We start from the raw sequence: 14,075 nt of genomic DNA on the forward strand, positions 1-14,075 counted from the left end.
AGCTTTCGAGGGTGTGGCACGGGCTGCCAGGGTAGGCCAACGGCTACCGGTGTGGCGCGGTGGCCACGTGGGTGCGGTGGCGGTCGGCCACGGTGGCGAGGGTCTGCTCGCCGGGGGTGGCCCAGATCCGCTCGTTGAAGATCTCGACCTCGATCCAGCCGGTGTAGCCCGCCGCCGTGACCTGGTCGGTGAGGGAGCGGAAGTCGATGTGGCCGTCGCCGACGTGGCCGCGCCCGAGCAGGACGTCGGCGGGCAGCGGCAGCGTCCAGTCGCACACCTGGTAGGCGGCGATGCGGCCGTCCCGGCCCGCCCGGGCGAGTTGCTCGGGCAGCGCCGGATCCCACCAGACGTGGTAGCTGTCGACGACCACGCCGACCTGGGCGGCCGGGTGCGGCGCGGCGAGGTCGAGCGCCTGGCCGAGGGTGGAGACCACGGCGCGGTCGGCGCAGAACATCGGATGCAGCGGTTCGATGGCCAGCCGTACGCCGAACTGCCCGGCGTACGGGGCGAGTTCGGCGAGCAGGTCGGCGACCCGGGCGCGCGCGCCGGGCAGGTCGCGGCTGCCCTCGGGCAGGCCTCCGACGACCAGTACCAGGGTGTCGGTGCCGAGTTCGGCGGCCTCCTCGACGGCCCGCCGGTTGTCGTCGAGCGCGGCGCGGCGGCCTTCGGGCCCGGCGGCGGTGAGGAAGCCGCCCCGGCAGAGGCTGCTGACGGTCAGGCCGCTGTCGCGGACCAGCCGGGCGGCGCGGGCCGTTCCGGTCTCGGCGACCTTGTCCCGCCACAGGCCGATCGCCGGGATGCCCGCCTGCCCGCAGCCCCGGACGGCCTCGGGCAGGGACCAGTGCTTGGTGGTGATCTGGTTGAGCGAGAGCCGTTCCAGACCGGGGGCGGCGGTACCCCGTTCGGCGGGGTGGGGTGCGGTCATGCCGACCACCCGGCCAGGGCGAGGTAGCGGCGCATCCGGTCGGCCGCGAGCTCGGGGTCGGGGAGCACCCCGGCGGCGTCGGCGAGCCGGAGCAGTTCGACGAGGTGCGGTACGGACCGGCCGCTCTGGGCGCCGGCCACCATGGTGAAGTGCTCCTGGTGGCCGGCCAGGTAGGCGAGGAAGACCACGCCGGTCTTGTACTGGAAGGTCGGCGCCGCGAAGAGGTGCCGGGCCAGCGGCAGCGTCGGGCCGAGCAGCGCGTCGTAGCGGGCGGTGTCGCCGGCGTCCAGGGCGTGCAGGGCTGCCGCGGCGTGGCCGGCGATCGGGTCGAAGACGCCGAGCAGGGCGTCGCTGTGGCCGAGTTCGTCGCCCTTGATCAGTTCGGGGTAGTGGAAGTCGTCGCCGGTGTAGAGCCGCACCCCGGCGGGCAGGGCGCGGCGCAGCGCGACCTCCCGGTCGGCGTCCAGCAGCGACACCTTGATGCCGTCGATCCGACCGGGGTGTTCGCGGATGAGGGTGAGGACGGTGTCGGTGGCCGCGTCGAGGTCGGCGGAGCCCCAGTAGCCGGCCAGTGCCGGGTCGAAGGCGGCGCCGAGCCAGTGCAGGATCACCGGCCGGGCGGACTGCCGGATCAGCCCGTCGTAGACGCGGAGGAAGTCCTCCGGGCCGCGGGCGCGGGAGTTGAGGGCCCGGCTGGCCATCAGGACGGGCTGCGCGCCGGCCGCCTCGACCACGGCGAGCTGCGCCTCGTAGGCGTCTGCGACCTCGCTCAGGGCGGCGGCCGTGATGTCGCTCAAGGAGCCTGCCGGGTCGGTGAGTTGGTCGGTGCCGACGCCGCAGGCGAGCCGGCCGCCGACGGCGCGGGCCGCCGCGCCGGAGCGGGTGATGAGTTCGCGGGTGGCGGCCCAGTCCAGGCCCATGCCGCGCTGGGCGGTGTCCATGGCGTCGGCGACGCCGAGGCCGAGCGACCAGAGGTGGTGGCGGAAGGCGAGGGTGGCGTCCCAGTCCAGGGCGGCCGGGGCGCCGGCGGCGTTGGCGCCGAGCGGGTCGGCGACGACGTGGGCGGCCGCGAAGGCCGTGCGGGAGGCGGGTGGGTGTGCGGGCAGGTCGAGCGGTGCGGGCTCGCGCAGCCGCAGCCGGCCGTGTCCGGGCAGGTCGAGTTCGGCCATCAGAGCACCAGCTCGGGGACGTCGAGCCGGCGGCCCTCGCGTGCCGAACGCAGGCCGAGTTCGGCGAGCTGGACGCCCTTGGCGCCTTCCAGGAGGTCCCACGGGTAGGCGGAGCCGGTCGCCACGTGGCGCAGGAACAGCTCCCACTGCACCTTGAAGCCGTTGTCGTACTCCTCGTTGGCGGGCACCGGCTGCCACTGGGCGCGGAAGGGGTCGGTGGCCGGGAGGTCCGGGTTCCAGACCGGCCGGGGGGTGGTGGCCCGGTGCTGGATGCGGCACTCGCGCAGCCCGGCGACGGCGCTGCCCTCGGTGCCGTCGACCTGGAACTCGACCAGTTCGTCCCGGTCGACCCGCACCGCCCAGGAGGAGTTGATCTGCGCGACGACGCCGTCGGCCAGCTCGAAGACGCCGTACGCGGCGTCGTCGGCGGTGGCGGGGTAGGCCCGGCCCTGTTCGTCGACGCGGCGGGGGATGTGGGTGGAGGCGTGCGCGTACACCGTGCGGACGGGCCCGAAGAGGTTGTCCAGCACGTAGCGCCAGTGCGGGAACATGTCGAGGATCACGCCGCCGCCGTCCTCGGCGCGGTAGTTCCAGGACGGGCGCTGGGCGCTCTGCCAGTCGCCCTCGAAGACCCAGTAGCCGAACTCGCCGCGCACGGACAGGATCCGGCCGAAGAACCCGCCGTCGATCAGCCGCTTGAGCTTGCGCAGCCCGGGCAGGAACAGCTTGTCCTGGACGACGCCGTTGCGGACGCCGGCCGCCCGGGCGAGGCGGGCCAGTTCCAGGGCGGCGTCGAGGGATTCGGCGGTGGGCTTCTCGGTGTAGACGTGCTTGCCGGCGGCGATCGCGGCGCGCAGGGCGGCCTCCCGGGCGGGGGTCACCTGGGCGTCGAAGTACACCTCGGTGAGCGGGTGGGCGAGCGCCTCGTCGAGCGAGGTGGTCCAGTGCTCCAGGCCGTGGCGTTCGGCCAGGGCGCGCAGCTTGGCCTCGTTGCGGCCGAGCAGGATCGGTTCGGGCCAGAGCACCCGGCCGTCGTCGAGGTCGAGGCCGCCCTGCTCGCGGATGGCGAGGATCGAGCGGACGAGGTGCTGGCGGTGGCCCATGCGGCCGGTGACGCCGTTCAGGACGACGCCGATCACCTTGCGGTCCACGGGTGTTCTCCTTGCAGCTGGTGGTGTTGGTGCTGGCGGGGGCGCGGTCAGGCCGTGCAGCTGGTGACGGGGGGCGCGGTCAGGCCGTGCGGTGGATGCCTTCGGGGTGGACGGCGTGGGCGAACGGCAGGCCCCGCGCGTAGCGGGCGAGCTCGTCGGCCGCGGCGGCGGCCATCCGGTGCAGCTCGCCGCCGAGCGAGCCGGCCACGTGCGGGGTGAGCAGGACGTTCGGCAGCTCGTACAGCGGTGAGTCGGCGGGCAGGACCTCGGGGACGGTGACGTCGAGGACGGCGTCCAGGCGGCCGGCGACGAGTTCGTCGGTGAGCGCCTGCTGGTCGACCAGCGAGCCGCGGGAGGTGTTGACCAGGGTGGCGCCGTCGCGCATCAGGGCGAGCCGGCGGCGGTCCACCAGGTGGTGGGTCTCCGGCAGTTCGGGGGCGTGCACGGTGACCACGTCGGAGGAGGCGCACAGGTCGTCCAGGCCGACGGCCCGGGCGCCGAGCGCGGCGGCCTCGGCGGCATCCACGTACGGGTCGTACAGCAGCAGGTCGAGGTCGTGCGGGCCGAGCAGTTCGAGCACCCGGCGCCCGATCCGGGAGGCGCCGACGACGCCGACCGTGCGCCGGTAGTTCCCGGCGGCGGCGTAGGCGCCCTGCCAGTCGTGCGGGGCGCGCCGGTGCCGGTAGTCCTCGCGGATCGCCAGCAGCCGCTTGTTGGCGAGCAGCACGGCGGCGACGGTGTACTCGGCGACGGGCAGCGCGTTGGCCCAGGCCGCCGAGGTCACCTGGAGGCCGCGCCGCCAACAGGCGTCGGTGACGTGGTGCTTGACCGAGCCGGCGGCGTGGATGACGGCGCGCAGCCGGGGCGCGGCGGCCAGCACGGCCTCGTCCAGCGGCGGGCAGCCCCAGCCGCTGATGATGACCTCGGTGCGGGCCAGCGCGGCGGCGGCCTCGGGGGTGGCGAAGTCGTCCACGACCAGGTCGGGGTCGAGGTCGGCGAGGTCGGTGAGCCGCTGGACGGCGTGCCGGTCGAGCAGCCGGGCGGGCAGGGCGCGGTCCATCGCGAGCAGGGCGCGGGGCCGGCGGGCCGGGGCGGCGGGGGAGCGGATGTCGGCTGTGGTGGTGGTCATTTGACGCTTCCTGCGGTCAGGCCGGCCCGCCAGTGGCGTTGCAGGCCGACGAAGGCCGCCACCAGCGGGAGGACGGCGAGCAGCGAGCCGCTGACGACGAGGGGGTAGTACTCGGGGAAGGCGTGGGTCTGGGCGTTCCAGCTGAACAGGCCGAGGCTGACCGGGAAGAGCCGGTTGTCCGAGAGCATCACCAGGGGGAGGAAGAAGTTGTTCCAGATCGCGGTGAACTGGAAGAGGAACACCGTGACGAAGCCGGGCGTCATCATCCGCAGGCCGATCGACCAGAAGGTGCGCAGTTCGCCCGCGCCGTCCATCCGGGCCGCCTCCAGCACCTCCCCGGGGACGTAGCCCGCGCAGAACACCCGGGCGAGGTAGACGCCGAAGGGGTTGACCAGGGAGGGCACGAAGACCGCCCAGAAGGTGTTGACCACGCCGAGGTCCGAGGCGAGCAGGTACATCGGCAGGGCCAGCGTGGTGGTGGGCACCAGCACGCCGAGCAGCACCAGGCCGAACAGCTTCTCCTTGCCGGGGAAGGCGTGGACGTGGAACGCGTACCCGGCGCAGACGCAGACCAGGGCGCAGGCCAGTGCGCCGAGCCCGGCGTACAGCAGGGAGTTGAGGTACCAGCGGAAGTAGATGCCGTCCCCGGTGGTGGCCAGTGCGTGCAGGTTCTCGCCGAGGTGCCAGGTGGCGGGGGACAGGGCGCGCCCGCCGAGCAGGTCGCCGGTGTTCTTGGCGGCGGCCGTCACCAGCCACAGCAGCGGCAGCAGGGTGTAGGCGGTGGCGAGGACGAGGGCGCCGTTGACGGCGGCCTTGGAGAGGCTCCACGGTCGGCGGGGCGGGTGGCTGCGGGCGGCGGAGCGCTGCCGGGGGCGGCGTCCGGGGGCGAGCGTGGTCATCCGGTGGCCTCCGTCCGGCGGTCCGGGCGCGGGCGGGTGGCCCGGGTGACGAGGAAGGACAGCGCGGCGGCGGCGAGCGCGAGCAGCACCGAGGCGGCGGCGGCCAGGCCGTAGTCGCCCCGGTCGAAGGCGGCGGTGTAGGCGTACATGCTGGGCGTCCAGGTGGAGACGACGCCGGGGGAGGCGCCGTGCAGGATCATCGGTTCGGTGAAGAGCTGGAGCGAGCCGATCAGGGTGAACAGGCCGACCAGCACGATCGAGGCGCGGATGAGCGGGATCTTGACGCTGACGGCGGTCCGCAGCGGTCCGGCGCCGTCGACGACGGCCGCTTCGAGGACTTCGCGCGGGACGGCCTGGAGTGCGGCGTAGAAGATGACCATGTTGTAGCCGGTCCACTCCCAGAGTGCGATGTTGACCACGGCGGGCAGTGGCGCGCCGAACGGGTCGGGGTGGGCGCCGCCGGCGTTCAGCAGGTCGATGACCGGGCTGATGCCGGGCGTGTACAGGTAGACCCAGATCAGCGCGGCGATGATGCCGGGCACCGCGTGCGGCAGGAACAGCGCCAGCTGGAAGAAGCGGCGGGCGCGGGCCAGCGCCGAGTCCAGCAGCAGCGCGAGGAGCAGCGCCAGCCCCGTCATCAGCGGGATGTAGAGCAGGCAGTACTGCGCGGTGGTCCAGAAGCCCGAGCGGAACGCCTGGTCGCCGAGCGCCCGGGCGTAGTTGCCGAGGCCGGTGAAGACCGTCTCGCCGCCGCCGAAGCCGAGCCCGGACCGGTGCTCGGTGTACAGGCTGAGGTGGACGGCGTAGCCGATCGGGACGAGCGTGCAGGCGGTGAACAGGAGCACGAACGGGGCGAGCAGGACGGCCGGCGCCCCGTACCGCCCGCGACGGCGGGCGCGGGCGGCGACGGCGGGCCCGGGCCCGGTGCGGGGCGGCTGGGCGGTCACTGCTTGACCTTGAGGCCGCGGTTCTTCAGCTCGGCCAGGGTGGACTGCTGCGCGGCGTCGAGGGCCCCCTGGACGGTGCCGCCCTGGGTGAGCTTGCCGAACGCGTCCTTGAGCGCGTTGTTGGTCGCGTTCATCGTCGGGCCCCACTGCCAGTTCGGCTTGATCGACTTCGCGGCGTCCGTGTAGAGCGCGTACACGTCCTGGCCGCCGTAGAAGTCGGCCTTGAAGGCCTCCTCGGCCACCGGGACGAGTGCGGGCGCGGCCGGGAAGGCGGAGGAGGTGCCGGAGGCGATCCGGGCCTTGATGCCCTCCGGCGTGGTGGTCGCCCAGGTGGCGAACTCGACGGCGGCCTTGGCCTTCCTGCTGTTCTTGGAGACGGCGAAGGTGGTGCCGCCGACCATGCCGCTGGCCGGGGCGCCGTCCCAGCTGGGCACCGGGGCGACGGCCCACGTGCCGGCCGCGTCGGGCAGGGTGCCCTTCAGCACCCCGCCGCCCCAGGAGGCGCCGAGGTAGCCGGCGGTCTCGCCCTTCTGCAGCGAGGCCGTCCACGGCTGGCTGAACGAGGGCTGGACGCGGACCAGGTCCTCGGCGATCAGCTGCTGCCAGTAGTCCGCGGTCTGCTTGGTCCCGGCGCCGTTGAGGTCGACGCTCCAGGCGTCGTCGCGGCCGGTGAACCAGTGGGCGCCGGCCTGCCAGGCCATCGCCTCGAAGGTGGCCGGGTCGTCGGGGAAGAAGGTGGCGATCCGGGTGTCCGGCTGGGCCTGCTTCAGTTTCTGCGCGGCGGTGCGGAATTCGTCCCAGGTCTTCGGCGGGGTGAGGCCGGCCCGGTCGAAGAGGTCCTTGCGGTAGTAGAAGGCCTGCGGCGAGGCGTCCAGCGGCAGCGCCCAGGTGCGGCCGCCGAGGGTGGTCAGGTCCATGGTCTGCGGCAGGTACTTCGCCTTGAGCTCGCCGGGGACGAGCCCGGAGATGTCCTGGACGGCGCCCTGGCTGACGAAGTCCGGCAGTTGGGCGTACTCGACGTTGAACACGTCGGGGGCGTTGCCAGCCTTCACCGCGTTGGAGATCTTGGCGTACCCGCCGGCCGTGCCGGACGGTATCTCCTCGTAGACCACGTTGACGTCGGGGTGGGAGGCGTTGAAGGCGGCGACGACCTCCTTCGTGCCCTTGGACCAGGCCCAGAAGGTCAGCGTGACCGGCTTGCCGTCGTCGGCCTTCGGGGCGCCGCCGCCGCTGCCGGCGCAGGCGGCGAGGAGGACGGTGGACAGCAGGCCGACGGCGGCGGCGCGGAGGAGTCTGCGCCGGGGGTGGGGGAGGGGGAGCGGGAGTGAGGGCATGCACGACTCCGGGAGAGGGGGGCGCGGCCGGGGGGTCAGTGGGGCTGCCGGTGGCCGCGACCGGGCGGGCAAGTGGTCGCCATCCTGGGCGGGCGATCGATCGAAGTCAAGAGATCTGGATCAAATGATCCGTTGCGATCAAAAGCCTTGACGAACGATCAACCGCTTTCTAGATTCCCCGCACGGGGCACGACTCCCGAGCCCCGGGCCATGGAGGACACCGCCGTGCTGCTGCCCCCGGAAGACCACGCCCTCAGCCCCCGCACCGGCTGGACCAGAGCCCACTGGGAGGCCGCCGCCGACGGGCTGCTCGACGCCGTCCTCCCCTGGGCCGGCCCCGGACACGCACTGATCGACCTCCCCCGCGCTACGCCGAGCTGGTCCGGCCGCCGCTCCGACGCCCACGAAGGCTTCGCCCGCACCTTCCTCCTCGCCGCCCTGCGGATCGCCGGCGCCGGCGGCGCCGACCCGCACGGCCTGCTCGACCGCTACGCCGCCGGACTCGACGCCGGCACCCGCCACCCCACCACCGCACGCGACCTCACCGACGACGACCCGGCGTCCTGGCCCGTCGTCACCGATCGCGGCCAGGCCATGGTCGAGGCCGCCGCCATCGCGTTCGCCCTGCGGCTGACCCGCCCCTGGCTCTGGGACCGCCTCCCCGCCGACGTCCGGACCAGAACCGCCCGATGGCTCGCCGAGACCCTCCACCGCACACCCAACGACAACAACTGGTGGCTCTTCCCGCTCGCCGTCGGCGGCTTCCTCGCCGAGGCCGGCATCGAGGAGCACGCCGCCCGCGCCGCCGTCCGGCGCGGCCTCGAACGCATCGACCGCTTCTACCTCGGCGACGGCTGGTACACCGACGGCCGCCCCCGCGCCTTCGACCACTACAACGGCTGGGCCCTGCACCTCTACCCCGTGCTGCACGCCCACCTCGCCGACGACCGCGCCCTGCTCGCCGAATACGGCCCCCGGCTCGCCGCCCACCTCGCCGACTACGCCCACCTGTTCGGCGGCGACGGCGCGCCGGTGCACCAGGGCCGCTCGCTGATCTACCGGTTCGCCGCCACCGCCCCGCTCTGGGCCGGCACCCTCACCGGCCACACCCCGCTCACCCCCGGCACCACCCGCCGACTCGCCTCCGGCGCCCTGCGCCACTTCCTCGACCGCGGCGCCACCGGCCCCGACGGCCTGCTCACCCTCGGCTGGTACGGCCCCCACCCCCCGCTCGTCCAGCCCTACTCCGGCCCCGCCTCGCCCTACTGGGCGGCCTCCGGCTTCCTCGGCCTGCTGCTGCCCGCCGACCACCCCGCCTGGACCGACCGCGAGGAGCCCGCGCCCGCCGAACGCCGCGACACCGTCCGGGCGCTGCCCGGCCCCGGCTGGCTGGTCCAGTCCACCGCCGCCGACGGCCTGGTCCGCCTCCACAACCACGGCAGCGACGACCAGCCCGCCGACCGCGTCCACCCCGACGACCCGCACTACGCGCGGCTCGCCCACTCCACCGCCACCGGCCCCGTCCACACCGGCCCGGCCGACAACCACCTCGCCCTGCTGGTTGACGGCGAACCCACCGAACGCGGCCCCATCACCCCGCTCGCCACCGGCAACGGCTGGGCGGCCTCCACCCACCGCCCCCGGGCCGCCGGACAGCCCCTGCCCGGCGTCACCGTCACCTCGCTGACCCTCGCCCACGGCGCCGACGAGGTCCGCGCCCACCTGGTCGTCGGCGCCCCGCCCGGCACCCCGCTGCGCGAGGGCGGCTGGGCCGTCGCCGGAGACCACCTGCCGCCCGCCCGGCCCGGCACCGGCACTGCCGCCGCCGCCACTGCCACCGCCCACACGCTGGACGGCCGGCTGCTGACCAGCGAACTGCGCGCCCTGCACGGCTACACCGCCGCCCGCACCAGCCCCGTCCCGGACGGCACGGCCTTCGGAGCGGCCGCCGCCCTGCCGGTCCTGACCGGCGCCACCGGCGGGGCCGCCCACCTGCTGGTGTGCGCCGCCCGTCTCACCGCCGACCGCCTCACCACCGCCCGCCTCACCACCGCTCACCTCACCGCAGCCCGTCTCACCGCCGCCGCGGACGAACTCCCGTCGCTCGACGGCCTGACGGCGGACGTGGCGGCCGCCCCCGACGGGGCCTACCGGCTGCGGGTGCGGTGGCCCGACGGCGCCGTCCACGAGGCGGAGCTGTCGCCGGGAGCGGCCTGCGCCCGCCGACTTCCGCCCGGCGCCCGGACCTGAGGAGCACCCGTGCCACTCGCCCTCTCCACCCTCGGCCTGCCCGACCTGCCGCTCGCCGCCGCCGCGCGCCTCGCCGCCGACCACGGCTGGCACGGGCTGGAACTGCGCTGCGCCCCGGGCCAGCCGGTCCACCCCGGCCTGACCGCCGACGAGCGGCGCGCCGCCACGCGTGCACTGGCGTCCACCGGGACGGTTCCGCTCGCGCTGGCCTCCTACCTCGGCATCGCCGCCCCGGGCGCGGACGCCCCGCTGCTCGCCGACCTCGGCGGACACCTGGAACTCGCCGCCGACCTGGGCTGCCCGGCCGTCCGGGTCTTCCCGCACGGCGGCGCCGCGCCCGGCCCGGCGGCGGCCGACGAGCGGGCTGACGAACGCGCCGCCCGGCGGCTGGCCGCCGTCGCCGGCCGCGCGGCCGCGCTCGGCGTCCGGGTCCTGGTCGAGACGCACGACTCGCACCCGACCGGCCGCGACCTCGCCCGGCTGCTCGCCCCCGTCGACCACCCGGCCGTCGGCGCGCTGTGGGACCTCCAGCACACCGTCCTCGGCGGGGAGCCGCCGCAGGCCACCCACCGGGCGCTGGCCGGCCGGCTGGGCCACGTCCAGGTCAAGGACGTCGCCTCGGCCGCCGACCGCACGCCGCTGCCGCTCGGCGCCGGCACCCTGCCGATCGCCGCCTGCCTCGCCCTGCTGCCGGCCGACGCCTGGGTCTGCTGGGAGTACGAGGCGCCGTGGTACCCGGAGGCCGCCCCGCTGGCTCCGCTGCTCGGCGCGGCCGCCGCCTGGCTGGCGGGACTGCGGCGGTAGGTCCTGTCCGGCCGATCTTGGCGGGCCCGCGACGCTGGGCATCCCGCCTGGCTGCACGCCCGAATCGCCCAAGTACGTCCAGTGCGAGGGCGATTCGGGCGCACGCCCAGCCGGGCGCGTAGTGGGGGTACCTCCCGGCCGAAGGCTGGGGGAGCCGCGGGCTGATCCGCTAAGACCGGCCGGACAGGACCCAGGCCCTGTCCGGCCGATCTTGGCGGGCCCGCGACGCCGGGCATCCCGCCTGGCTGCACGCCCGAATCGCCCAAGTACGTCCAGTGCGAGGACGATCCGGGCGCACGCCCAGCCGGGCGCCCACCGCCGCGGACTGATCCGCCAAGATCGACCGGACAGGACCTGGCGGGCCCCCGGCCCGGCCCATGGGCGGGCCGGGCTGCGTAGGTGGCAGCTGGACGGGCTCCCCGGCCGGGGCTGGGGGTTCAGCCGCCGCAGGAGGTGCGGATGCGCAGGGCCGGGAGCAGGGAGATCCGGTGCACCGGCAGGTCGGGCCCGGCGGTGAGGCGGCGCAGCAGGAGGCCGACGGCGGTCTCGCCGACCGCGCGGGTCGGCGGGGCGACGGCGGTCAGCGGCGGGGCCGCCAGGGCGGCGAACACGTCGTCGTAGGCGATCAGCGCGAGGTCGTCGGGCACCGCGAGGCCGCGGGCGCGGAGCAGCGGGAGCAGCTGGATCGCGTCCTGGTCGTTGTGGATGAGGGCGGCGCGGACGCCGTCGGACACGGCGTCGGCGATCAGCCCGGCGAGCCGGTCGGAGTCGGCGGGGCGGCCGTCGTCACCGAGGGTGTCCAGGACGGGCAGGGCGGCCAGTCCGAGCAGCCGGGTGCCGTGCTGGTAGCCGGCCCGGACCTCCCGGGCCGTCCAGGAGTCGCCGCGGGCCGCGAGCAGGACCCGGTCGTGGCCGAGGTCGGCGAAGTGCTGCAGCGCGAGGAGGACGCCCTGCCGGTGGTCCGAGCCGACGGAGTCCAGGCCGGCGCCGGGGCCCCCGTACTCGGGCGCGCCGCGTTCGACCAGGATGGCGGGCACCGGCAGGTCGTCCAGCCAGTCGTGGGCCTGTGCGGGCCGGCCCGGCAGGAGGTTGGGTGCGAGCAGCAGCCCGTCGAGGCCGGATTCCAGCAGCCGTTCGGCCTGTGTGTGGTCGTCGCGGGCCTCGTAGGGGGCGATGCCGAGGACCAGTCGGGCGCCCGCCGCCGTCGCGGCGGCCCGGGCGCCGTTGATCAGCTCGTCGAAGTACGACCCGACGGAGGGCACCAGCAGCCCGAGGGTGCGGGTCCCGCCCTCGGCGTCCGTCGGCTTCTCCGGTGTGCGCCGTACGACGAACCCGTGCGAGCGCCCCACCCGGCCGGCCTCGGCCAGCGCGGCGACGTCCCGTCGCACGGTCACCGCCGGAATGGCGAGCCGCGCCGCGAGGTCGGCGAGCCGCAGGGGCCCGCTCGCCTCGCCGACGGCCTTGAGGATCAGGTCCCGACGTTCCTCGGCCGAGATGGTCATCGCCTGTCCCCCGTACTGCTCCGAACCGTGGCTGGTTGATCGGACCATATCTTTCGATCGACTTCCGATCAAGTATGACCGCGATGCCGCACCTCATACCCCGCCGGGCCCGCCGTCGCCGTTGCCGCCCCGGCGCGGCGTCAGTAGTTCGCGGACTCCTCCAGGACCCACCAGACGCCCAGGCTGAACGGGGTGCCGAGCCCGCCCGCGACGACCGCGATCCACAGCGGCCAGTAGCTGCCGTCGGTGACGGGAGCGCGTTGCGGGTGGACGGGATCGATCCGCACGTCGACCCGGTGCCCGTCGGGCCACTGCACGTCCGCGCCCTCGGCGGCGCGGTACTCGTGCCCGTCCGCCGTCCAGAGGAAGGTGCACTCGGTGCTGGTGTCGCCGCTGCTGTGGCAGCCGGTGACGGTGGCGGACACCCGCAGCGTGGCGTGCCGGTCCAGGTCGCGCTCGTGGAACCAGCCGCTGAGGGAGAAGGCGAAGCAGCCGGCGAAGGTGCAGAGCATCAGGGCGAGCATGGCGCCGTGGAACAGGGCGGAGACGGAGCCGGAGCGCGGGCTCTCGCCCAGGGCCGGCCGCACCGGCGAGGCCAGCGCCGCGAGTGCCGCCGCACCGGCCGCGCCGATCCAGCCGGCGTACCAGGGCGTGGATCCCCATGGCGCGCAGGCCGTCGTCACCGTGCCGACCAACATGGTGGCCCAGGCCGCCCGTTGGAGCAGACGCGTGGCGGCGCGCGCCCGGCGGCGCAGCCGGTCGGAGGGGGGAGGAGCAGGGACGGGGGGTCGCTCGTCCGCGATGGTGGTCACCCGGCCACGCTGGCAGAGGGCCGGGCCGGGCACCAGCAAGCGGCGCTCACCCCCGGCGTTCAGCAGCGCTTACGGCGCCCCGGCGGGCGGCTCGGCGGGCGGGCCCTCGGGTGTGCTCGGCGCGCTGGGGTCGACCAGGTGGCCGTTCACGCGCGGCTCGCTCTCGGTCAGGCCCTGGGCCGCCAGCCGCTCGCTCGCCGCCAGCAGTGCGCTCTGCAGCGCCTCGGCCGCCGCCCGCACCGCCGGCGGCGCCCCCCACGGTCCGGTGCGGCGCAGCAGGCGCACCAGGTAGGCGCCCGGCACCGGCAGCGTGGTGACGGTGCCGGCGCCCGGGCCGATCAGGGCGGCGGCGTTCGCGGGCAGGATCGCCGCGCCCAGCCGGGCGGCGAGCATGGTGTAGACGGCGAAGCGGTAGCGGGCGGTGTGCTCGACCAGGGGCACGATGTCGTGCCGGGCGGCCAGGCGTCGGAAGGCCAGCTGCCGGGGTGAGCCGGTCGGGGCGGCGATCCAGGGGCGGCCGGACAGCTGGGCGGGGTCGGTGGGCGGGGTCCAGTCGGAGGGGACGACCAGGCGGTAGGCATCCTCGAACATGACGCTCGCCTCGACGCCGGGCGGCAGCGGGGTGGGTTCCTGCCGGTCGTCCTCGATGACCAGGACGTCCAGCTCGCCCAGGCGCAGCGCGCGCAGGCCCTCCTGCCGTCCGGTCTCCACCAGTCGGGGGGCCAGGTCGGGGTGGGTGCGGGCGAGCAGGTGGACGGCGGTGGTGGCGAAGAACGTGATGGCGGGCGGCGGCACGCCGATGGCGACCGGGCCGGCGGCGGCGGCGCCGAGTGCGCGCAGGTCGCGGGCGGCGTCCTGGAGCGCCTGGCCGATCCGGTCGCCGTAACCCGCCAACAGGCGGCCCGCGGCGGTCAGTTCGGCCCGTCCGCCGGTGCGGTCCACCAGCGGGACGCCGACCTCGCGTTCCAGTCGGCCCAGTTGCTGGGACACTGCGGAGGGGGTGTGCCCCAGCGCGCGCGAGGCGCCCGCCACGCTGCCGGCGTCGGCGATCCGGCGCAGGATCAGCAGCCTCTTCGGGTCGAGTTCCACCGCTGTGCCGCCCTTTCGCCGCGCCCGGGGTCGAGGCTGCCCATCCTGGCAGAGGCCGCGGGCG

12 protein-coding genes are annotated in these 14,075 nt (G+C 75.4%); 2 read left to right on the forward strand and 10 right to left on the reverse strand.

Translation table 11 applies throughout. The annotated features are described in order from the left end of the window. Window positions 1–43 precede the first annotated feature (43 nt). From ACFVHI_RS15680 to ACFVHI_RS15710, 7 genes are all read right to left on the reverse strand, one after another. Window positions 44–925: a sugar phosphate isomerase/epimerase family protein gene (locus ACFVHI_RS15680; RefSeq protein WP_380339430.1), complete on the reverse strand. Its 882-nt coding sequence runs from the start codon at window positions 923–925 to the stop codon at window positions 44–46. Beyond that, window positions 922–2,094 carry a dihydrodipicolinate synthase family protein gene (locus ACFVHI_RS15685; RefSeq protein ID WP_380339433.1) on the reverse strand — a complete coding sequence of 391 codons (1,173 nt, stop codon included), beginning with the start codon at window positions 2,092–2,094 and terminating at the stop codon, window positions 922–924. Before ACFVHI_RS15685 ends, ACFVHI_RS15680 begins: the two co-directional genes overlap by 4 nt. Further along, window positions 2,094–3,197, reverse strand: a complete 1,104-nt coding sequence (locus ACFVHI_RS15690; RefSeq protein ID WP_380339536.1) for a Gfo/Idh/MocA family protein — start codon at window positions 3,195–3,197, stop codon at window positions 2,094–2,096. Before ACFVHI_RS15690 ends, ACFVHI_RS15685 begins: the two co-directional genes overlap by 1 nt. Before the next feature lie 127 nt (window positions 3,198–3,324). Beyond that, window positions 3,325–4,374, reverse strand: a complete 1,050-nt coding sequence (locus ACFVHI_RS15695; RefSeq protein WP_380339436.1) for a hydroxyacid dehydrogenase — start codon at window positions 4,372–4,374, stop codon at window positions 3,325–3,327. Further along, window positions 4,371–5,273, reverse strand: coding sequence for a carbohydrate ABC transporter permease (locus tag ACFVHI_RS15700; RefSeq protein ID WP_380339439.1), 903 nt, complete (start codon window positions 5,271–5,273; stop codon window positions 4,371–4,373). The genes ACFVHI_RS15695 and ACFVHI_RS15700 overlap by 4 nt, the downstream gene beginning before the upstream one ends. After that, on the reverse strand, window positions 5,270–6,220 hold the full coding sequence (locus tag ACFVHI_RS15705; protein WP_063350583.1) for a carbohydrate ABC transporter permease: 951 nt from the start codon (window positions 6,218–6,220) through the stop codon (window positions 5,270–5,272). Before ACFVHI_RS15705 ends, ACFVHI_RS15700 begins: the two co-directional genes overlap by 4 nt. Then, on the reverse strand, window positions 6,217–7,554 hold the full coding sequence (locus tag ACFVHI_RS15710) for an ABC transporter substrate-binding protein (protein WP_380339442.1): 1,338 nt from the start codon (window positions 7,552–7,554) through the stop codon (window positions 6,217–6,219). The genes ACFVHI_RS15705 and ACFVHI_RS15710 overlap by 4 nt, the downstream gene beginning before the upstream one ends. Before the next feature lie 210 nt (window positions 7,555–7,764). Here ACFVHI_RS15710 and ACFVHI_RS15715 point away from each other — a divergent pair, with 210 nt between their 5' ends. Both ACFVHI_RS15715 and ACFVHI_RS15720 read left to right on the forward strand, forming a co-directional pair. After that, window positions 7,765–9,804: a DUF2264 domain-containing protein gene (locus tag ACFVHI_RS15715; RefSeq protein ID WP_380339445.1), complete on the forward strand. Its 2,040-nt coding sequence runs from the start codon at window positions 7,765–7,767 to the stop codon at window positions 9,802–9,804. A gap of 9 nt (window positions 9,805–9,813) precedes the next feature. Continuing rightward, on the forward strand, window positions 9,814–10,608 hold the full coding sequence (locus tag ACFVHI_RS15720; protein ID WP_380339448.1) for a sugar phosphate isomerase/epimerase family protein: 795 nt from the start codon (window positions 9,814–9,816) through the stop codon (window positions 10,606–10,608). 437 nt (window positions 10,609–11,045) lie between these two features. Here ACFVHI_RS15720 and ACFVHI_RS15725 read toward each other — a convergent pair whose 3' ends face one another. From ACFVHI_RS15725 to ACFVHI_RS15735, 3 genes are all read right to left on the reverse strand, one after another. After that, window positions 11,046–12,110, reverse strand: coding sequence for a substrate-binding domain-containing protein (locus ACFVHI_RS15725; protein WP_380339450.1), 1,065 nt, complete (start codon window positions 12,108–12,110; stop codon window positions 11,046–11,048). Between the two features lie 140 nt (window positions 12,111–12,250). After that, window positions 12,251–12,922: a DUF3592 domain-containing protein gene (locus tag ACFVHI_RS15730; RefSeq protein WP_380339453.1), complete on the reverse strand. Its 672-nt coding sequence runs from the start codon at window positions 12,920–12,922 to the stop codon at window positions 12,251–12,253. A gap of 69 nt (window positions 12,923–12,991) precedes the next feature. Beyond that, the gene (locus ACFVHI_RS15735; RefSeq protein ID WP_380339455.1) at window positions 12,992–14,011 is read right to left on the reverse strand and encodes a LysR family transcriptional regulator; all 1,020 of its coding nucleotides are present in this window, start codon (window positions 14,009–14,011) and stop codon (window positions 12,992–12,994) included. Between the last annotated feature and the right edge of the window lie 64 nt (window positions 14,012–14,075).

Origin of the sequence: Kitasatospora sp. NPDC127121, assembly GCF_042677305.1 — a bacterium.
Classification (GTDB): Bacteria; Actinomycetota; Actinomycetes; order Streptomycetales; family Streptomycetaceae; genus Kitasatospora.